At 39.0% G+C, this 21,242-nt stretch carries 16 protein-coding genes; 10 read left to right on the top strand and 6 right to left on the bottom strand.

The annotated features are described in order from the left end of the window. Nucleotides 1–124 precede the first annotated feature (124 nt). Together nudC and B4N75_RS06940 are read right to left on the bottom strand one after the other, a co-directional pair. Entirely contained in the window at nucleotides 125–922 is a 798-nt protein-coding gene (gene nudC, locus B4N75_RS06945; RefSeq protein ID WP_296020649.1) for an NAD(+) diphosphatase, read from the bottom strand. Between the two features lie 155 nt (nucleotides 923–1,077). Further along, entirely contained in the window at nucleotides 1,078–2,100 is a 1,023-nt protein-coding gene (locus B4N75_RS06940) for an omptin family outer membrane protease (protein ID WP_296668385.1), read from the bottom strand. 112 nt (nucleotides 2,101–2,212) lie between these two features. Here B4N75_RS06940 and B4N75_RS06935 point away from each other — a divergent pair, with 112 nt between their 5' ends. The 4 genes from B4N75_RS06935 (at nucleotide 2,213) to B4N75_RS06920 (ending at nucleotide 6,150) form a co-directional block, all read left to right on the top strand. Then, nucleotides 2,213–2,815, top strand: coding sequence for a phosphoribosyltransferase (locus tag B4N75_RS06935; RefSeq protein WP_296020632.1), 603 nt, complete (start codon nucleotides 2,213–2,215; stop codon nucleotides 2,813–2,815). A 65-nt stretch (nucleotides 2,816–2,880) separates the two neighbouring features. Then, nucleotides 2,881–5,010 (top strand): hypothetical protein, encoded by a 2,130-nt coding sequence (locus B4N75_RS06930; protein WP_296706976.1) that lies wholly within the window; start codon nucleotides 2,881–2,883, stop codon nucleotides 5,008–5,010. Between the two features lie 32 nt (nucleotides 5,011–5,042). Further along, nucleotides 5,043–5,633: a ribonuclease HII gene (locus tag B4N75_RS06925; RefSeq protein WP_296020615.1), complete on the top strand. Its 591-nt coding sequence runs from the start codon at nucleotides 5,043–5,045 to the stop codon at nucleotides 5,631–5,633. A 91-nt stretch (nucleotides 5,634–5,724) separates the two neighbouring features. Continuing rightward, complete coding sequence (locus tag B4N75_RS06920; RefSeq protein WP_296668389.1) at nucleotides 5,725–6,150, top strand: DUF3276 family protein; 426 nt, start codon at nucleotides 5,725–5,727, stop codon at nucleotides 6,148–6,150. 185 nt (nucleotides 6,151–6,335) lie between these two features. On the opposite strand, the gene B4N75_RS06915 is transcribed toward B4N75_RS06920, so the two are convergent. Genes B4N75_RS06915 through tmk form a run of 4 tightly spaced genes read right to left on the bottom strand, consistent with a single transcriptional unit; the run spans nucleotide 6,336 to nucleotide 10,013 of the window. Beyond that, nucleotides 6,336–7,508 carry a cysteine desulfurase family protein gene (locus B4N75_RS06915; protein ID WP_296706975.1) on the bottom strand — a complete coding sequence of 391 codons (1,173 nt, stop codon included), beginning with the start codon at nucleotides 7,506–7,508 and terminating at the stop codon, nucleotides 6,336–6,338. Between the two features lie 19 nt (nucleotides 7,509–7,527). Then, on the bottom strand, nucleotides 7,528–8,697 hold the full coding sequence (locus B4N75_RS06910) for a 3-dehydroquinate synthase (protein WP_296668393.1): 1,170 nt from the start codon (nucleotides 8,695–8,697) through the stop codon (nucleotides 7,528–7,530). 45 nt (nucleotides 8,698–8,742) lie between these two features. Beyond that, nucleotides 8,743–9,360, bottom strand: a complete 618-nt coding sequence (locus tag B4N75_RS06905; protein WP_414717811.1) for a hypothetical protein — start codon at nucleotides 9,358–9,360, stop codon at nucleotides 8,743–8,745. Nucleotides 9,361–9,392: 32 nt separating this feature from the next. Then, the gene (gene tmk / locus B4N75_RS06900) at nucleotides 9,393–10,013 is read right to left on the bottom strand and encodes a dTMP kinase (protein ID WP_296020582.1); all 621 of its coding nucleotides are present in this window, start codon (nucleotides 10,011–10,013) and stop codon (nucleotides 9,393–9,395) included. Between the two features lie 239 nt (nucleotides 10,014–10,252). On the opposite strand from tmk, the gene B4N75_RS06895 reads away from it, so the two are divergent. The 6 genes from B4N75_RS06895 to B4N75_RS06870 form a co-directional block, all read left to right on the top strand. Further along, nucleotides 10,253–14,686 carry a hypothetical protein gene (locus B4N75_RS06895; protein ID WP_296668396.1) on the top strand — a complete coding sequence of 1,478 codons (4,434 nt, stop codon included), beginning with the start codon at nucleotides 10,253–10,255 and terminating at the stop codon, nucleotides 14,684–14,686. A 51-nt stretch (nucleotides 14,687–14,737) separates the two neighbouring features. After that, nucleotides 14,738–17,173 carry an outer membrane protein assembly factor BamA gene (gene bamA, locus B4N75_RS06890; RefSeq protein ID WP_296706973.1) on the top strand — a complete coding sequence of 812 codons (2,436 nt, stop codon included), beginning with the start codon at nucleotides 14,738–14,740 and terminating at the stop codon, nucleotides 17,171–17,173. 23 nt (nucleotides 17,174–17,196) lie between these two features. Continuing rightward, a complete protein-coding gene (locus B4N75_RS06885) occupies nucleotides 17,197–17,712 on the top strand; it encodes an OmpH family outer membrane protein (RefSeq protein WP_296020567.1) in 516 nt (171 codons plus the stop codon). 6 nt (nucleotides 17,713–17,718) lie between these two features. After that, nucleotides 17,719–20,385, top strand: a complete 2,667-nt coding sequence (gene mutS / locus B4N75_RS06880) for a DNA mismatch repair protein MutS (RefSeq protein ID WP_296706972.1) — start codon at nucleotides 17,719–17,721, stop codon at nucleotides 20,383–20,385. Nucleotides 20,386–20,405: 20 nt separating this feature from the next. After that, entirely contained in the window at nucleotides 20,406–20,765 is a 360-nt protein-coding gene (locus tag B4N75_RS06875; protein ID WP_296706970.1) for a YkvA family protein, read from the top strand. Between the two features lie 235 nt (nucleotides 20,766–21,000). Continuing rightward, nucleotides 21,001–21,242, top strand: a 242-nt coding sequence (locus B4N75_RS06870) for a dihydroxy-acid dehydratase (protein ID WP_296706968.1), incomplete at its 3' end; no start/stop codon positions are given.

The raw sequence follows: 21,242 nt of genomic DNA, 5'->3' as shown, positions 1-21,242 counted from the left end.
CTGCCACTATGTGGCAGGGATTGTAGGGGCGGTGCGGCCGTTCGCTTGCGAATGAAACCCCGAAAAGCCCGGTTTTTGCGAAGCAAAAAGCCACCCGAATTTCAAAGCTGCTTCCATTCTATAATCAAAATGATTTTTGTTCAAACAGTCCGTTTATAAGATTGTAGGCAACTGAGCCTGGAGGCGGAATTTTGGGGAGCTTGTCTAAGTCAAACCATTCTGCCTGCTTGAGTTCTTCTTCCTGTATTTTTATTTCGCCGCTTTCCCATTCGCAGTAAAAAGCGAGCATAAGCTGGTCTGGATAAGGCCATGCCTGGCTTCCTGCATAGCGGATATTTTTTACATTTAGACCGGTTTCTTCTTTTACTTCGCGGACAACTGTCTGTTCGATTGTTTCGCCTGTTTCGACAAATCCTGCAATGCACGAAAAAACGCCGTCGTTTCTGTTTTTGTGTTCTGCAAGAAGAATTTGCTTTTCTTTTTGGACTACGATTATTACGGCTGGTTCAAGCTGCGGAAAGTATTGCCGGTCGCAGTTTGGGCAGAACTTTGCGACAAAATGCTCGTCGTCTTTGAGCGGAAATCCGCAGTACGAGCAGAATCTCTTGTTTTTTCTAAAATTTAAAAGTCCTTTAGCACGCGAAGCCTTTGTTATTATTGAAGGATTTTGCCTTGATTCCCAAAAATAAGAGCGGAGCGCAATTTCCTGGCAGCCGGCAGGAACAGGACAGTCTTTTTCGAGCTCGACTGCCGAAAAATCGTATTCTTCATCGTTAAACCAGTCCGAAGCTACGTTTAGCTCAAAGCATCTTCTTAAAACATTTTCGTCTGGAAGATTGTTGTTTTGCAGGATTATGTTGTTTCCGCAAAAAATAAAATGGTCTTTAAGGTAAGATGTCAATTTTTTAGAAATTAGTGCCATATAAAAATAATATCACGGAAATTTGCCGCAGTGTAGAAAAAATTTATTGGAGCGCATTTTATTTTCTAACCGTCCCTGCACAGTTCCGCTTTTGCTCCATCCGCCATAAGGCGGACGCTTTCGCGCTGTTCCGGCACGGGCTAAGTTTTTTTTAATCACTCCATAAGTTTTACTGTGCAGCCGATTTTTGCTTTTATGCTTTTTAAAGTTGAGCTTGTCTTCTGCCCTAAGTCTATGTATTCGCCTTGGTATGAGCCTGAATGATAGTCTGAATAAAGGTCGCCGCGTCCGTTTTTTATGTTAAAAAGCGTTTCTAGTCCAAGATTTAAGTCAAAGCGTTTTGAAAGGCTTAGCGCTGTGTCTAAATTTATTTTTATGCTGTTAAAATACGAAATCTGTCTTTGCCTGTAGCGCTTCTTATACATTATCTTTGTGGATTTGTCCTGGGCGTAGTGTGTGTCTATTGAATAAAAATAACTTACTGGCGAGGCAAATAGCGAAAGCGCAAATTCGATTTTTTGCTCAGGCCTCAGCCTGAATTTAATTCCTGTCCACGAAAAAAAAGTGTGCCTTAAATAATCGATTTGCGCAAGCTTTGAGGTTTTTCCAGTTTCTGGATTGTAATACGGATAGTGTTTTGAAGAACTGTCGTGCCACCAGTGCCTGCAGTCTTCGCTGTACCAGCCTTCTGCTCCTTTTTTTCTGTAAAAGGAATCGCAGCTGTATTCTGCGCTTAAAACTGGCGAAACTGTAAAATCTTTTGCTGCTTTTATGTCGTAAAAAAAACTTACTTCCGTCGAGTAATATTTCTTTGAAAAATTTGTTCCTTGCGAATAAGTTGTCTTCATCGAATAGTCGTTTGGGTTGAGCCAGTCAGAATCCCGCATTTGTCCGGAGTTTACATTTTGCGGCGCGGTCTCAAAATCTGCATTTAAGTTAAAGTTCTTAAATGCGGTTTTTAATTCTGCTCCATAAATAAAAAGTTTTCGTTCCCATTCGAGAAGGCTTATTTTTTTGTCGGAAGGAGAGCTATAGTAAAGCGTTTCTTCGAGAACGCCGTTTGCAAAGCCTGCGTATGGTTCAATTTTTATAAAGCTTTCTTTTTTTTGTGCGCAGATTGGCATTAAAAAAAACGTAATATATAGAAGAACATAGCTTGTTTTTTTGAAAGCGTGCATAATTTAATATATCAAAAATAATCGTTTATTGTAAAATTCATTTTTTACCGATAAAATGGTATAAATAAATTATAATGCCGTTTTTTCGGCAGTTTTTTTACAGAGGTTTTTTATGATTAAGGAATTTTTGCCTTACGATAAAGTTAGAAATGATGCCATAAAACTTGGCCATAAAATTTTGCAGGATGGTTTTGTTCCGGACATTATTTATACTTCGCTTCGTGGCGGAGCTTATATGTCGAACGTTATAAGTGAGTATTTTAAGCTCGCTCTAAAAGGCAAAAAACCTGTTTTGTATGCGGCTGTTGTTGCCCGCTCTTATACAGATATTAAGGAGCACGATTGTGTTCGTATTGACGGCTGGACTTATTCTCCTGAGTATCTTCGTCCTGGAGATAAAATCTTGCTTGTTGACGACATTTACGATTCTGGCCGCACGCTCAACTTTTTGGTTGAGGCATTGCTCGAAAAAGGTGTTCCGCGCGGCGATATAAAGGTTGTTGTTCACGATTATAAAAATTTTACATATAAAGAAACTCTTCCGATTAAGCCTGATTATTGGTGCCGTAAATTCGACATTAACAGCGAAAGCGATGACCGCTGGATTCATTATATGAGCCACGAGCTTGTAGGTTTAAAGCCGGAAGAACTTGAAAAGCATTACTACAGTCAGGATCCGGAATTAAAAGAGATTTTGAGCCCGTTCTTTAATTAAAGCAGATAAGGCTTTTTGCAAAGGTCTTGCCAAAAAATCTGTGTTAGCTGAATGAGAGATTTTTTATGAAGAAAAAGTTGGTTTTTACATTTTTTATTTTCAGTTTTTCAGTTTTTTGTTTTGCTCAAAGGATTATTTCGCCTGTCGCTGGAAATTTTTGCAACAAACAGCCGCTTGTGCTTGATGTCAGCGACGGCGCGGAGTGCTTTTATTCTCTTTCTGGAACAGATCCTCTTACTTCTGGCTTTGCTTATGACGGGCCTGTTTTGATTGATGCTTCTGGGCGCATAAATTTAAAAATAACTGCAATCCGTGGTGATTTAAAAGAAGAAATTGAAATAAATTACAATGTTCAGGAGCAAAATCCGTTTGAAGAAACTTCAGAAAACTTTTCTTTTATTAAAAATTGTGTAAATTCTGGCGTTTATTCGTATGAAAACGATAAACCGCTAGAGATTCCTTCTTCGTTTAGTTATTGCTTTGATGATGACAGGATTTTTCTAAAAGGCCAGAAACTTGTTCTTGATACGGAAAACTGCCTTTCAAGATATTTGCCGTGTCTTGTTTCTGATGGAAAAAATGAATGGCGTTTTGTAATTTTTATTTCTGGAAACCAGATTGGAACGCTTTCAAAATATTCAATTCCTTTTGAATTTAAAGACTGGAATAGTTTTTGCTTTACCGGCGAAAAACTTATATGGCAGCTTGATAACGGAGACTGGTCTGCTTCTAAGATTCCTGTAAACATTGACCGCAGCGCAAAGCATACTTTAAGATGGCAGAGCGTTGCCTTTGAAGCTGGAAACCCGGTCCAGTCTTTTGTAATTCCTGCAGAGCCTGAGATTGTTGTAAACGAAAAGACTGATAGTGCCGTAAATTTTTCGATTGACGGAGATTTGCGCTACAGAATGGAAATTGTTTCGACTGGCGTAAAAAATCAGCCGGAAAAAATAAACGGTCTTTTTACTTCTGCAACCTTTGACACTTTTGAAGGCGACTGCATTTCCGGGACTGCGGTTTTTGCTTTTTATGCTGACGGCGTTTTTTTGGGAACAAAAGAAAAAGAATTTTCTATAGATAAAAAGCCTCCTCATTCTCCTGAATTTAATGCGAATACAAAAAAATTTTATTCCAGGAACCCTGTTGAGCTTTCTATAAAAACTGAAGAAGGCGCAGAAATTTTTTATGCGGTAAGCAAACCTCTTAAAATTTCTGAGACTCTCGCTTCAAGTGCGCTTTCTGTGGATTCTCCTGAATTTCTTGAAGTAAAGGCTGACAAATTCGAAAAGTATTCTGATTCGTTTATGCTTGGAAGCATTGACGGCGCTGTTGTTTTTTACAAAGTTTGCGCATTTGCAAAAGACAAAAAAGGAAATGTGAGCAATTGCTCCGAATTTAGTGTAGTTATTGACGAAGATAATTATTATCTTGATTCTTCCGAGGTTGCCGGCGGTTTAGAAAATGCAGTTGATGAGGATTGTGACGGAACTGCCGAAAATCCTTTTAGGAGTTTTGAGCAGGCCTTAAAGGTTTTAAATTCCAGAAGATTTACTAAATTTTATGTGAACGGAACTTTTAAGCTTCCTTCTGGCGAAACCGTAATTTCTTCCAACTGTATGTTTTTGGCGCAGAAAAATTCTCAGATAGTTGTTCCTTCTGACGCAAATATCGTCGTGCGCAACGCAAGTTTTGAAGCGGACAACCTGCTTTTTAGGAAAAACCGCGAAAGCAACTGCGTGTCAAATTCAAAATTCTTTGTTTTGGAAAACTCGACAGCGCTTTTTAAAACTTCTGAATTTGCCGGCATTTTTGAAGAAAACGGAATTGGCTTTGACTGTAAAAATTCTGTGGTTGAATTTGACGGCTGCGGTCTGACTATGCAGTCGGATTCTTATGTTTGCGCATTGAGCGGACTTGATTCAAAAATTGCTGTAAAAAATAGCCGTATTTCGGCAGTTTCTCAGACTGCGGTTAATTTTTCTCTCAACGGCGGACAGTTTGACTTGACAGATTGTTCTTGCCGTGTAACTGCCCATCTTGGACGAATTGCCGAGCTTTGCGCGGTAAATGCAAGCCTTTCAAAAAATTCCTACATAGGCAGTTTGGAAAAAAAAGTACGTGGAATTGTTCCTGTTTGGAGCGACAAGGATTCTAAAATTTTACAGAATATTGAAAATTCTTCGAGCGGATTTTAACAACGCTTTTATTTTTGCAGGTTTGGAATAAAATGATTTTGACTTGTGGTTTAGACGAAGCCGGCCGCGGACCTCTGGCAGGTCCTGTTTCTGCTGGCGCGGTAATTTTGCCAAGGAATTTTCCGTTTGAAATTTTAAATGATTCAAAAAAAATGACGGAAAAAAAGCGCGAAGCGGCGGAAAAACTTATAAAAGAAAAATCGTGCTGGGCTGTTTCCTTTGTTGATGAAAAAAAAATTGATGAAATAAACATTTTACAGGCAAGTATGCTTGCAATGAAAAATGCTTATGACGAAATGCTTAAAAAACTGCCTCTATGGCTGGAAGAAAACGGCTTTAATTTGTCAGAAAAAATTGAAATTAATGCAATTGCTGACGGAACTAAGTGCCCTGAAGTTTCGTGCGTTGTAAGGTGTGAGCCTAAGGCTGACGGAAAATACTGCGAAGTTATGGCGGCTTCGATTCTTGCAAAGGTTGCACGTGACAGGCTTATGCTTGAATACGATAAAAAATATCCTGAATACGGTTATGCCAAGCACAAAGGTTACCCGACAAAGGCGCATCGCGAGATTTGCAGAAAAATCGGGCCGAGTCCGATTCAAAGATTGAGTTTTAAATTCTAAGTTATAAAAATAACATAAAATAAAAGTCTGTTGATTTTATAGTTTAAAAACTTTATAGTTATTTGATATTACATTTTTAAGGAAGGAACTTATGGGTATCCGCGGGGAACTTTATACTACAGAAGTTGTTTTAGACAATCGTTCATATTTTTTCAACGTAAAGGAGAACCGCAGCGGCGACATCTTCCTTCAGATTGTTGAAAGCAAAAAAGGCGACGGCGCAGATTTTGACCGTCTTCAGATTTCTATTTTTCAGGAAGACATGCAAAAAGTTCTTGGTGGACTTGATTCTGCCTTGAGATTTATCGACAAAGAACAGAAAGCACGCAAAAAGGCCCGTGCAGAAAAAAAAGCTCTTAAGGCTGAAAAATACGGACCTAAGTCTGAAAAACGCATTTACCGCAAAAAAGGCGAAGAAGACAAACGCCTTCCTGACGGCATTAAGCGCACTGGAAAAGTAATTCACATAAAATCAAAGACAGAGCCTGCTGCAGACAACTCTTCTGATTCAGAATAAAAATAATGTAAATATTAGGTTCAATTTCGAGTTTTAGATTTTACTGTCATTGCCGTGCTTGACACGGCAATCTTGCCTAAAAAAGCGCAAGGGATTATCGTGGCAAGCCCGATAATGACAAGAAAATTCAAGAAATCATAAAACTCGACATTCCAATCGGGCGCGGTGAATGTTGCCCTAAAAATCTACAGAAAAACTTTGCAGATATCTTCGACCGCAACAAAAAGTTTTGCGATTGCGTCTGGAGTTGTGAGCGGACCAAAACTAAACCTTACAGCCGTGTCCTGAATGTCGCGGCTTATGTTCATTGCGGCTAGAACCGGGCGGTTTTGCTTTTTTGCCGAGCATGCGCTTCCTGTCGAAATGCAAAAACCTTTTGCATCGAGTGCGCGTACCATAACGTTTCCTGGAATTCCTTTGAACGCGGCTTGAAGAACATACGGGCTGAAAAGTTTTTGCGTGCTGTCAGATGTGTCGGCGCGAATGGCTGGTACGAGCGTGCAGTTTGGGAGCGATTTTAGCGATTCGATGAAGTTTTTTACGGCTGTCTTTTGTTCTTCAAAGTTGAGAGGCACGTAATATTTTTCGAGGCATTTTGCAAAGGCGATTGCGCCGAAGAGATTTTCTGTTCCTGAGCGGATGTTTTTTTCCTGGCCGCCGCCTGTTAAGAAAGGCTTTATGTCTTTTTTTAAAACCAGAATTCCAATTCCTCGCGGACCGCAGATTTTATGTGCGCTTAAGGCTGCGCTGTCTATTCCCGGATAGTTGAGGCTGAGAGGAATTTTTCCTGCTGCCTGAACGCAATCAACGTGAAAATGCGGCCGTCTTTTTCCTTCTGTTTTTTCTGTAATTTTGTCTGCAATCTCGTAAATCGGCTGTATGCAGCCAGTTTCGTTATTTACCGCCATTACTGTTACGTAAAGTATGTCGGAAGTGATTTTTTCTGCGATTGAATCTGCGCTTATAAAACCGTTTTTGTCCGGGTTTACGGTGATTATTTCAAATCCATGTTTTTTTAAGACGGCGGTCTGTTCTCTCAGTGCAGGGTGTTCGATTCCGCTTATGATTATGCTTCCCCGTTTGCCTTGAGAGTCGGCTTCACGGTTTAAAAGCGAAAGCAGAGGAATGTGGTCGCTTTCTGTTCCACCGCTCGTGAAAAAAACTTCTTCTGGTTTTACACCGATTACTTTTGCTGCAAGTGTGCGTGCGTTTTCAAATGCAATCCGCGCCTTTTGTCCTTCGGAGTGTACGGCAGAAGGATTTGCGCCGGCTTCGAGGGATTCTTGCAATGCCTGAGTTAAAATTTCAGGGTCGGCTGGAGATGTTGCCGCCCAGTCAAAATATTTTGAAATATCCATTTTTATTTATTCTCACTTTTTACAGAACCGAAAGAACGGCTTTTTCATCGGCTTCTGTTATGACAGTTTCTCCGACATCTTCCTGCAAAACGAAGCGCACTTTGCTTGAAGCATTTTTTTTGTCTTTTTTCATTGCCTCAAAAAGCGAGAGAGCGGCTTCTTTTTCCGAAGCGAATTTTCCGTTGAGGGCAGAATGCAGAGGCTGAGTTTCCCATCCGAAAGAAGAGAGAACTGTTTTTACTGTCTGAACGTAATTTTCTGTGCACAGTCCTATTTTTTTTGAAAGTTCTGCTGCACGGGCTATTCCCCAGGCAACTGCATCTCCGTGGCTTACTTTTCCAAGTCCTGCTCTGGTTTCGAGCGCATGTCCAAAAGTGTGTCCGAGGTTTAGCTGCATGCGGATATTTTTTTCGGTTAAATCCTGTTCAACTACAGCGGCCTTTGCATTTACACAAATTTTTATCATTTCTTCAACGAGCGGATCTTTGCGGTTTTGCAGAATTTCTGGTTTTGAAGCGAGTTTTCCAAAAAGTTCCTTTGAATAGAGAAGGGCGGTCTTTACTACTTCTGCCATTCCACTGCGGTATTCGTTTTCTGGAAGCGACTGAATGAATGAAGGAATTATGTGAATTTTCTGCGCTGGAAAGAAAGAGCCTATCATATTCTTGTATGAATCAAAGTCGCAGCCTGTTTTTCCTCCGATTGCAGCGTCGACCATCGAAAGAAGAGTTGTCGGTACAAGTTCGCATGTTGCGCCGCGCTTAAAGATTGAAGCGGCAAAAGCTGTCATGTCGGTAATTACGCCGCCGCCGATTCCTGTAAAAACTGCGGAACGTTTTGCGTTTGAGTCGATTGCGGCCTTGCATATTGCGAGAACGCTTTCGATTGTTTTAAATGGTTCTCCGCTGCCCAAAATCAAGAGAATGTCTTTTCCTCGTGTGCCGGTAAAGCCGTTTTCGATTTTTGGCTGGCTGTAGTTTTCTCCGCGGAAAAAATTTATAAACGGCTGCATTTGTTTTAGCGAAGCTACATTTGTGTCTGTCACAAAAATCCGTTGAGGAGAGTCTTCTTTTTCTGATGAATAAAAAATAGAATTTAAATCCGGCTCTCCGCCGTAAAAACGTATAAAAGTTCTGTCAGTGCCTGGATTCACTGGCGGGTAAGAGATGTCTTTTTCTTCAAACTGCATGATTTTCTATTTTATCGAAAATCGCTTTTGTTTTAAAGTAAAATTCTAATACGTTTTGTCTGTCATGTTTTCAAATTCGGAAATATTTTTCTGAACACGCGCAATTTCCCGGTTTAAAATCTTTTCGTAATTTAATTTTCCGTTTCCAATTCTTTCGCGTTCGTCTTCCCAGTTTTGAATGTCTGTTAAGGTTAAAAACTGAAACCTTTTTACGTTTGCTTTTTCTGCCCAAAGCTTTGCTTCCTGCCAGTAGTAAAGTCCTGCCTGATAGCAACTGAGTGTTTTCTGTAAATTTTCAATGTAAATGTCTTTCCATGGCGCGTCGTAAAATTTTACGTTTTTTTTGTCGTAAATTCTTCCGAGCCTCATATGCTGCTCAATAAGTTTTAGGTTTATGTGCATCATAAAAAGATAGCGGTATTTTTCCCAATCTTTTTCGTTGTCGATTTTTACATTTGCATAGAGCGGATTGCAAAAATCGGCCTTTACGGCCTGCTCAAGCCAGTAAATGTTTTCCATGACATCGTCTGGATACTGCTGGTAATGAACATGAAAAAGCTTGTAATAATCTTCTTTGTATTTGACCATGTAGGCAGAAGATTTTTGAGGTGAGAATATAAAAAAACTGGCCGCAAAGAAAACTAGCGCAAAAAATCTTTTCACGTTTTTATTGTCGGCATTTTTTTTGTGAGTTTTTACAGCAGTTTTGAAAGTTCCTGCCAGATTTGCGCGCTTACCTCTTCTTTTGATTTTGATGCATCCAGACGGACGATTTTCATTCCTGTGTTTTTTGCTTCGTATTCGTCCATAAGCTTTTCGTAACGTTCTTCTGTCGCCTTTAAAAAGTCTATTTTTTCGTAAATTTCACGTTCTCCGCGGGCATCGACTCTTTTAAGGCTGATTTCTGGAGAAATTTTAAAAAAGAAAAGAATTTGCGGAAGCGGGAAAGTCGAATTTAGAAGGCGAGGAAGCTCTTCTCCGCAGGTTACGCTTTGGTATGTCAGACTCGAAAAAAAGTATCGGTCGCTTATGACGATTTTTCCGTCGGAACATTTTTTTTCGATTCCGCAGTTTGAGCCGCTTTTTCCCCAAAGATGTTCTGCGCGGTCTGCCGCAAAAAGGTATGCGCTTGTCCGTGGATCAAGTTCAACATTGCCTTTTAAAACAGTTCTTAAGAATTTTCCTACAGGTGAGTCTGTCGGTTCTGCCGTAAAGAAAAATCTCCCGGCTTCTTTTTTTTCTTTTAAGACATTGATTTGCGTTGAAGTTCCTGCTCCGTCGATTCCTTCAAATACAACAAAATTTTTTAAAATCATAATTCCTGAAAAACTCCAGTTTTTTTTAGAGCGGTTGTTTTAATTTGTTGTATTGCAATAAGTTAAAACTTGCAGACATTTCTAGGAAAATCAGCTTGAATGAGTTTTTAGATCTGTCCCACTACTAAAAAAATCAAAAATAAAGTAAAGTGTTAGTCTATGGAAAGTTCTGAATATTGAAAAAAATTAAAACTTTCTGAAAGCCATTTTGCCGTTAAAACAGAGACTGTTCAAGTCAGATGAAGTCGAGAATTCTAAAAACCAGCATTGGAAGCATTATTTTTCTCCTGCTCGTAATTGCAGTTATTGCGTTGATTTTTCCAACATACAAAAAAATCAATGCCGCTGTTTCTGTCGGTGTTTTAAAAATTACTCAAAAAATTGAAGAAAAAACGGGAATTGAGATTTCATACGAAGCTCTTTCTCCTTCGATTCTTTCTGGCATCAGTTTAAAAAATATCAATTTAAAGGATTCTGCGACGCAAAAGCAGCTTGTTCAGATTAACAGCGCTGTTCTTTCGTATAATTTTCGTGATTTTTTTTCTAAGCAGCCTTTGAATGCAGTAAAATTTTTGATTTTGGACGGTTTAAAAATTGAATATGATGCCGTAAAAGACGGGGATTTGCTCAAAAATCTTTCTGGAATTTTCGAAAAAAGCGATGATGAGAAAAATCAATCAAAAAAACACAAATCTTCTTCCAAAAAATTTATAATTGACGGAAAAGAAATCAATATTCCTTTTAACATTCAATTTAAAAATATCAGTCTTCATTTTGTCGATTCAAAAAACGATTTTCTTGCAATTGCAAAAACCGTAACTTTTGAACAGTCGCCGCTTGCTAAAAACAGCCTCAAAATAAAAACTTCCGGACGTCTTGAATTTAAATCTGAACTTTTAAAAAGTGATGGCAATCGAAAACTTGTTGCCTGTGGTTTTGAGCTTTCAGGAAACTTTTTTAAAAATCTCGAAGGAAGTTCTTTTCTTTTAAAGCTTTCAGAAATAAACCGCGCCGATTTTACGATTTCTAAAATTGATTTTCTTCTCAACTATGCGGATTCAAAGCTTGCGCTCAGAACGATGCGCTCGGCTTTTCCGTTTTCTGTGCAGCTTGAGGCGAATTTTAAAAATCAGGAGCTTTCGTTTGACGCTCAGTCCAGGAAATTTGAACCTTTAAAACTTATAAAAGTAAAAAATCCATTTCCTCTTTATAAAAAATTTATCGAAACAAAATTTTCTGGAACTATAAAAGCTAAAACTTCGTTTTTGACAAAAGAAGATTTCTTTAATTCTGGATATTTAAAAATTGACGGCGACTGTAATTTTTCTGAAAGAATTGCCGGAAGCCAAGTCGTCCTTTCTTATGATGTTGAATGTAAAAATCAGGTTTTAAAAGTCAATAAATTTGAGGCTGACGGAAAACCTGTAAATTTTGATTTGAACGGCGAGCTCAGCTTAAAAACTCTGGAGCCTTCGTTTGTTTTGAGCATTCCGCGTTTTCAGCTTTCAAATGGCGGAATTTTACAGACTGAACTTTACATAGAGCCTTACAAAAACGGTTTTATGTGCTTTGCTCCGCAGCTTTTTATGGACGAAAAAAGCTTGACTGCCATTCAGTTTACGCTTTTGCCGTCTGAAAAGTCCGTGGATTTTAGCTTTGAATGCGATGATTATTCTCATGCCGAATACGAAAAAAGTGCAAAAATTGTTGCCGAAGGCAGTTTTTTGAACGAGACGGAAAAGTTTTTGCAGGCTTCGGTTTCTATCAGCGATATGTTTTTGGACAGCGTAATCGATGCGGTTGCATTTTTTGTTCCCGAAGAAAAAAAGGCTTTTCTTGCAAATATTTCAAAATCGGCTGGAACTTACATTTTTTCCGACGAAATTTATTTTACGACGGATTTTAAAAGTTTTTCGTTCAATTCGCCTTATTTTCTTTTGGCAAACACAGCAAAGGAAAAACAGCTTCTCACCTTTGCCATTGATGGTTCTTCAGAAACCATAACCTTGAGTTCTCTCGATTTGCAATATGGAAAACAAACTGCGCATGCTACCGCTGGAATTGATTTTTCAAATGGACTTTCTGATTTTAATTTTTATACCGACCTTGTTGTCAATTCTCTGCCTTTTAGTTTTAGAGGTGCGTTTTCTCAGAATTTTTTGAATATTTCGGGCGATTACAATTTTAATGCGGCTTTTTCGTTTGAAAAAAATATTTTTGGTTCTGTAGAGTTTACGGCTTTGCCTGTTTCGTTTGGAAAAAATATTTTTTCTACTTCCTTAAATACTTCTTTTTCGTGGAATGAAGTTTCTGGAATTGAAGTTGAAATAAATAATTTTGATATTGATGAGCCTTATGGTTCTCTTCGTTTGCATCCGCACCTTGCTTTTACCGGTTCTGCAAATAAATACGGTTTTGTAATGAACAAGCTCGCATATTCGGATGCGGCTTCTGCTCTTGACGGAAGAATGAATGTAGTTTGGAGCCTTAACGATGGAATTTTTGACTCGATTATAGTCGATTTGAATGCAAAAAGCATTTTAAATTCGGAAAAAATAAGCCTTAATGCCGAAGTCCGCAATCTTGAAAAAAAACTTTTGACTTTGGACAATTTGAAAAACGATTTTTATGTCAGTGCTCAAGGAAATCTTTCTGATTTTCCTGCCGCGAGATTTTTTGCTGACCAAAATTCAACAAACAAAATAAATGCAGAGTTTTCGCTATCTGGAACACCTGCAAATCCTTTTGTTTCGCTAAATTTGCAGAGTTCTTCTATAAATTTTGCCGGTTATCCATGCGTTTTTTCAGGAAATGCTGTTTATGACGATACAGGACTTTCTGTTTCAGAACTTAACGCTGGCTGGGGAAAATTTTCGCTTTCGGATTTTTTTGCTAACTTTAACTTAAAGAATTTTTCTGGAAATTGTACTGCGGTATTAAAAGGAAATTTTCTTGAACTTGATTTTAACATTCCAGTAAAAAGCTCGATAAATTGTTTTGCCCATGGAAATTCTCCTTTCAAAAATTTTGTTGCGACTGTCAAAAGTGAAAAAATGACAGGTTCTTTTTTCCCGACTGAACAAAAACTCGACTTAAAAATTACAAAAAGCGACGATGTTATAGATTTTGTTTCTGAAAATGGAAGGGGAATTTCTGGAACTTTTGTTGCAGGACAGGTTTTGTCAGTAAAATCCGGACCTGCTTCTCCGCTCAGCTTTAATTTGAACGGTTCTATAATTCACAATCAGCTTGATTTGAACATAAAAAACATAAATGCCGACATGAAGACTTTTTGCCAGGCTTTCAGCATTCCTTTTGTAAGATTTACAGGCGGAAAACTTTCTGGAGCAGTAAAAATAGGCGGTCTTACAACTGACCCGGAATATACAGGTTCCATTGTTATTTTAAATCCTGAATTTTATGTTCCAATAATTTCAAAAAAACTTTTCCGGTCTGAAAAGGTAATTGCGCTTGCTTCTCAAAATCATTTTATCGTAAAGCCGACTTTATTCACCGTAGAAAAAAATTCTGTGAGCGTTGGCTTGAACATTGAGTTTGACCGCTGGAAAATCGGCTCTCTTGACTGTCCGGTTGAAAGCCCTCGAGGTCAGTTTATTCCTGTTGATTTAAAGCTTCCTTTGGTTCATTACAAGGGTTTTGCCGCATTTGAAAAATTTTTGGTTCACATGACGACGGATACTGTCGGTTTTTCAGGAAAAATCTTTGGCGAACGTGCAGAAATTGAAATTATCCGTGACGGTTTGAACATGGAGCATACAAAAAAAACGCCTTTTGACTTTCTTGTAGACCTTAAGCTTCAGGTAAAAAATAAAGTTCAAATTCTCTTAAATCCTCTGCTGCGCGGTCTTATTGTGCCTGACAATTATCTTGACCTTTATATTGATACTTCGACGGGCGACCTTTCTGCAAAAGGAGAAGTAAACCTTCGTGGAGGCGAAATTGTCTGGCTCAACAGAAGTTTTTATATGAAGGAGGGAAAAGTTGTATTCAACGAATATAATGAACTTTTTGATCCTCGAATTACTGTTCGCGCAGAAACCCGGGAGCGCGATGAAAACAATAATCAGGTGACAATAACTTTGTCGGCAAGTCAGCAGGCCTTGAGTCAGTTTAATCCTCGCTTTACTGCAACTCCTGCAAAGTCTGAAAACGAAATTATGGAGCTTTTGGGACAGGTTATTTCTGGAAATTCTGAAAATGTTGCTTCTCTTGCAATGGCAGGCGGAGACTATCTTATGCAGGCAACGGTAATGCGTACTGTAGAGAATACATTGCGTGAATTATTGAATTTTGATATATTTTCCGTTAGAACAAATATCCTTCAAAACGCTGTAAAGCAAAGTCTTGATAAGAATTCTGCCGGCAAGCAGTTATCTTTCAGTAACTTTTTTGACAATTCGGCTGTTTATGTAGGTAAGTACTTTGGTAGTGCAATGTATGTTGATGCTTTAATGCACTGGAGTTATGACGAAACAAAGGCAAAGGACGAAGATTCCGTTCGTGGACTTGTGCTTCAGCCTGAATTTGGTTTTGAAATGTCTTCACCGTTCGTTAATATAAGGTTTGGGGTTTCTCCGGATCTGGAAGCAATCAAAAACAGTCTGTGGATTCCTTCAACGTCTGTTACATTGTCTTGGAAGCACTCATTTTAAAATGTTCATAATAACTGAATATGACTAAATTTCTTGGCAATTGGAGTTAATATGTCTTTCAAGCGTTTTAATTTCGCTTTAATTTTTTGTGCGGCAATCTGCGTTTTTGCACCTTGTTTTGTTTCTGCTCAGGAGAATGACAAAGTAACAGAATCTGATGAAAACTGGTTTTATGGAAAACTTATAAAATCAATTTCTTTTAAGAATTTAAAATCTGTAGATTCAAAAGAGCTTGAAGGCGTAACTAGCGGCTTTATCGGAAGAAAATTTTCCGATGAGGTTTTTGGAAATCTTTTGGACAGAATTTATGCGCTCGATTTTTTTGATGAAATAAATCCTGAGGCTCTTCCGGGCGATGCTAAGAAAAATACAGTTTCGATTGTATTTTCTGTAACTGAGCGTCCTGTTGTAACTAGAATTACATTTTCCGGAAACCGCCAGATTCGTACGACAGAATTAAAAGAGGCAGTTTCGCTTAAAGAAAAAGATATTTTTGTTGAAGGCAAGATGCTTGTCGATGAGCGTTCTGTGCGCGATGTTTATCTTGGAAAAGGTTTTACTAATGCCCGCGTAACTGCAAGCTCAAAGCAGACCCCAAAAGGCGTTGAAGTTAATTTCAAAGTTGATGAAGGCCGTTCGACTGTAATTGCAAAACTGGATTTTCGTGGCAACAAAGTTATATCGAGCAGAACTTTAAAAAGCAAGCTTACGCTCAAAGAGGCAGGTTTAATCAATAAAGGCGCATTCCAGGAATCTGAGCTCGAGGCAGACAAGCAGGCGATTACGGCTTATTACCAGAATTTGGGTTATATAGATGCAGAAGTTATCGATGTTACAAAAGAAACTGCTATAAACGAAAAGAAAAACCGAGATGAGCTTACAATCACATTTGTTATTGTTGAAGGCTCGCAGTATACTTTTGGCGGAATGACTTTTAAGGGAAATATTATTTTTCCGAGCGAAAAGCTTAATTCTTTTGTAAAGCTTAAGACTGGCGCGGTTTATAGTCAGCAGAAATATCAGGAATCGGTTATGGCGATTGCCGATTTATACTACGAAAATGGCTACACTTCAAACCGTTTTCAGCCAATTCCTATGAAAGACACGAACAATAAAGTTATTTCGTATGAATTTCATATTACAGAAAGCGTGCGGAGCCATGTAGAAAGCATTTCCATAAAAGGAAATACGCGCACAAAAGAGGAAATTATTCGCCGTGAAATTCCGATTGAAAGCGGCGACATTTTTTCTAAGGCAAAACTTACTACAGGTCTTAGAAATCTGTACAACTTGCAGTATTTTAGCGCAGTTGTGCCTGACGTTGTGCCTGGTTCTGAAGAAAATCTTGTAAACCTTGTTTTTTCTGTAGACGAGCAATCTACTACTTCTATTGAATTCGGCGTTACTTTTTCTGGTGTTTCTGATCCGGACGACCTTCCGTTTGCTCTTTTTGTAAAATGGCAGGATTCTAACTTCCGCGGAAGTGGAAAATCTATCAGCGCAAGTTCTACGATTGCAACTGACGAGCAGTCTGTTTCTTTGAGTTTTGGAGAAAACTGGCTTTTTGGAATGCCGATTTCTTCATCAATAAGCACTAGTTTCTCTCATTCGCAGAATACTGCGCTTATGCTTGAACTTGCTGACAACGAAGACAGTTTAAATTCTGACGATTATTACATGGATTATGAACGCTGGGTTTGGAGCCTTGGTTTTTCTCTTGGAAGAAGATGGACTCCAGTCTGGGCTATTCTTTCGCTTTCTGCCGGAATCAACGGAAGTCTTATAAACAATGTTTATGACGAAGTTTATATTCCTGTTGATTCGACTATTGCTGAGTATTCTAACAAATGGGGTTGGCAGAATTCTATTTGGTCTGCTTTTTCTGTTGATGACCGCGATATAAATTACGATCCTTCAAAAGGCTGGTTTGCAAGTCAGCGCCTTACCTGGTACGGGCTTATGCCTTTTGAAACAGAATTCTTTTTGCGTTCGGATACAAAGGCTGAAAAATACTTTACCCTGTTCAATTTGCCGGTTACAGAAACATGGAACTGGAAAATGGTTTTTGCCGCATATTCCGGTCTGAGCCTTCTTTTCCCGGCGTCTGATTCGGGAATTGGAAATTCAAGCAAAGTTTACATTGACGGTATGTTTAACGCCCGCGGATGGACAAATATCTATAATAAGCACAGAGGCCGTGCGCTTTGGAGCAATATTCTTGAATTACGTATGCCGATTGTTCCTGGAGTTTTGGCAGTAGACTGGTTTGGTGACGCTGCTGTAATAAAGGATTCGCCTTATGAACTCTTTACAAATACAGGAATTTCGGACTTTTACTTTAGTACAGGTCCTGGACTGCGTTTTTCAATCCCTCAGTTCCCATTGCGTCTGCTTTTTGCAAATACATTCAAAATGGATGAGAATTATAACGTAACTTGGGAAAATAACTGGAAATTTGTACTTTCATTCAATATTACGAATAAATAATTGCGTTTTGAGGTTGTTTTAAAATGAAAAAAATTGTTTTTGGTTTTGTTTTTTCTTTTTTCGTTGTTTTTGGACTTTCTGCCCAGCAGATTACGCGTTTTGGTGTTGTTGATACTGCCAGAGTTTATCAGGCATATTTTAGAAATTCGGCTCCAGTTCGCAATTACGAGTCTAAAAAAGCCGAATTCCAGACCGAAATTAACAAACGGACAGAAGAAATTCAAAATCTCAAGAATCAAAAAGTTGATTTTCAGAAAAACAATAATTCTGCAGCGGTAAGCCGTCTTGATGCAGAAATTACCAGAAAAACAGACACTCTTACGGAATATACGAACGCAAAAAATGTTGAGCTTGAATCGCTCAAAAAAAATCTTCAGAATTCAGATTCTTTTTACAAAAAACTTTATGGCGTTTTGGAAAAAGTTGCAGAAAATGAAGGTTATTCGATGATTTTGAGTTTGCAGCAGGCGAATGCTGTTTTGTGGTATAGCCCTTCGGTTGATATTACTGAAAAAGTTATTGCCGAATTAGGAATATAACACAAAATGTCAAAAGACAAGGTTGTTGCAGGAAAAATTCAGAAACGTTCCGAAAGCGCAGAATTGACACCGCTCATGGTTCAGTACCAGAGCATAAAAGATGAATATCGCAACGAAGTTCTGTTTTTTCGTCTAGGCGATTTTTACGAGATGTTCAATGAAGACGCCTTGGAAATTAGCCGTCTTTTAAATCTTACACTTACTCATCGTGCACAGCATCCTATGTGCGGAATTCCGTATCATGCCGCAAAAATTTACATTGCACGTCTTTTAAGGCTTGGAAAAAAAATTGCAATCTGCGAGCAGGTTGGAGAAATCGGAAAAGGCAAGACAATTGCCGAGCGAAAAGTGATAGAAATCATAACCCCGGGAACTGCGATTGAAAGTGAATATCTTGAAGGCGGCGTAAATAATTATCTTGCATGTTGCGCGGTAAAAAAAAATGAAGTTGGCTTTGCCTATATTGATGTTACTACTGCCGATTTTTACGCAACAAGCTGGAATAAAAAAGAAATGGCGGATAATTTTGCAAAGGAACTCGGCCGTTCCAATCCTCGTGAGCTTCTTTTGCCTGAAACTCTGCGCGGCGACAAAACAATTGAAGAAATAATCGCCCAGAATTCAAATATTGCGGTTTCTTATTATCCTGAATGGAATTTTGATTCTTCTCTTTCTTACAAAAGACTTAACAAACAGTTTGGAACACAGAATCTGCGTTCTTTTAATTTGACTGAAGAAAGTGCGGAAGTTGGACCTGCCGGATTTTTGCTTGACTATCTTATGCGGACAACTTCGACAAATGCTCCTCATGTAAGCGGAATAAAAGTTTACCGTGACTGTGAATACGTCGTAATGGATGATTCTTCTCGCCGAAATCTTGAAATTACGGAAAATTTAAGGGACGGAAGTTTCCAGTATTCACTTTTGGAATGTGTTTCCCACACGCAGACTGCAATGGGCAAGAGGCTCTTGGTAAACTGGCTTAACTATCCTTTGACCGATGCTCAAAAAATTGCTTCCAGACAGGAGCATATTGCTCTTTTTGTAAATAACCGCAGGCTTTTAGATGCAGTTAGGCAGAATTTTTCTTCTGTTCTTGATATTGAAAGGCTTGCTGCAAGAGTCGCAATGGAGCGTGCCCATGCAAAAGACTTGCAGGCTTTAAAATCGAGTCTTTCCGTATGGCTTAAAATCCGCGTTTTGATTGAAAATTATGATTTTTCTGTTTTGCCGGCGGATGAAGCTAAGCAGATAATTGAACTTATTGATTCGGCGATTTTGGAAGATCCAGCGACTTCTATTACGGAAGGCCGGATTATAAAATCTGGCTGGTCAAAAGAGCTTGACCATTGGCGCGACATTCAGTGCAATTTTAACAAAATTCTTGAAGAATACGCCGAAGAAGAAAAATCAAAAACTGGAATTTCTAACCTGCGGATAAAAAACAACAACAATGCAGGCTATTACATTGAAGTTACAAAAGGAAAACTTCAGCAGATTCCTGGGCATTTTATAATGCGCCGTTCTCTTTTGAATGCGGAACGCTATACGACTGAACGGCTTCAAGAACTTGAACACGAATTGAACGAAGCTGGCACAAAAATTGTTCAGATTGAGCGTGATTTATTTATCGAAATACGCTCCCAGATTGCAAAACTTGTTCCGTATCTTTTGCAGACTTCCAGAGAAATTGCATACACAGATGTAAGCTCAGCGCTTGCATATTCTGCCGTTCTTCATGGCTGGATTCGTCCGGTTGTCGATGATTCTACGGTTTTTGAAGTTGAAAATGGACGCCACCCTGTCGTTGAAATGCATCTTCCTGCCGGCGAATTTGTTCCGAATGACCTTTCGATTTGTTCGCCACAAGATTTTTCTGAAAAATGCTCAACTTCTTTTTCGTTGATTACAGGTCCGAACATGGCCGGAAAATCAACATTTTTGCGTCAAAATGCGCTGATTGCGCTTTTGGCTCAGACAGGCTCTTTTGTTCCGGCTTCTTCTGCGCGCATTGGAATTGTCGATAGAATTTTCTGCCGTGTTGGAGCAAGCGACAACCTTGCCCGCGGAGAATCGACTTTTTTGGTCGAAATGACAGAAACGGCAAATATTCTCCGTTCTGCAACGGAAAAATCTCTCGTAATTATGGACGAAGTAGGGCGGGGAACTTCGACGGAAGATGGACTTTCGATTGCCTGGGCAATTAGCGAATATTTGCTGAACACGATAAAGTGCAAAACTCTTTTTGCTACTCATTATCACGAGCTAACAAGAATGAACCACTCTTCGCTAAAACTTTTGTGCATGGCTGTTGCTGAAAATTCTGGCGATGTAGTTTTTTTGAGAAAAATAAAGGAAGGGGCAAGCGAAAATTCTTACGGTCTGCACGTTGCAAAACTTGCCGGCGTTCCACAAAGCGTAATTTTAAGAGCTGAGGAAATTCTTGCGCATTTGCAAAAATCCGCTGGAGAAAAACCTGTTCTGCCTTCCGAAATAAAAACCGAAATTTCCGGCGAAAAAGAAAAATCGCATTTTAGCCAGAATTTGCCGGGACTTTTTTCTGACGAGGAAATGGTTTTGGATGAAATCCTTTCTGCTGATCCGGAAAATATGACTCCGCTCCAGGCTCTTGAGCTTGTTGCCCGCTGGAAAAAATCACTTTCTGGAAGATAGTTTTATTTTTGGAATAAAAAATGAATTTTAAAGAGCGCGCTGAAAAATTAAAAACAGATGTTCCTGCCGTCTGTCTGGCTTTAAAGCACAGAAAAACACCTGTTTTGGCGAAAATCCTTGCCGCGCTTGCCGTTTTGTACGCGCTTTCTCCAGTAGACCTTATACCTGATTTTATTCCGGTGATTGGTTGCCTTGATGACCTGTTTTTGGTTCCTGCGCTGATTGCCGCTTCTGTAAAGCTGATTCCGTCCGAAGTCTGGGAAGAATGCCGAAAAAACGCAAAAAACATGGCTTTGAGCGGAAAATGGTATTATGCGGTTCCTGTAGTTTTAATCTGGCTGTTTTTGATTTTTCTTGTTATAAAAATAATTTTTTTATAGCAGTATATAATTTAATAATACTGAAGAATTTAATTAAAATTAAAGAAACTTATCCCTGTCAATATTAACAGAAAGCGCGTTTATCTATATAATAAAAACGCAAATTTTAGCCCGGATTGTAGCGGCGCGAAAGCGTCGGGCTTTGCCCGATGAAGCGAATAGCGGAACCGCGGAAAGCCGGAGGAGACAGTAAAAGCTGCTCCAGAAATTTATTTTTTTATTTTAGAGGTACAAAATGGCTGTTGAATCAAAAAAAAGTGATAATGCTTGTAAGGGTGTTGCCCGCGCGCCGCACCGCTCTCTTTTTTATGCTTCGGGTTATACTGATGAGGAATTGAATCAGCCGCTGGTTGGTGTTATCTGCGCAAAAAATGAACTTATTCCGGGGCACATTGAACTTGACCGGATTGCGGAGGCTGTTAAGGCTGGCGTTAGAATGGCTGGCGGAACTCCGATTGAATTTCCTGCGATTGGCGT

The organism is Treponema sp. UBA7570, from assembly GCA_002477955.1.
Lineage (GTDB): Bacteria > Spirochaetota > Spirochaetia > Treponematales > Treponemataceae > Treponema_D.
Note: the sequence above shows the minus strand (reverse complement) of the source record. Positions and strands in the feature narration are given on the sequence as shown.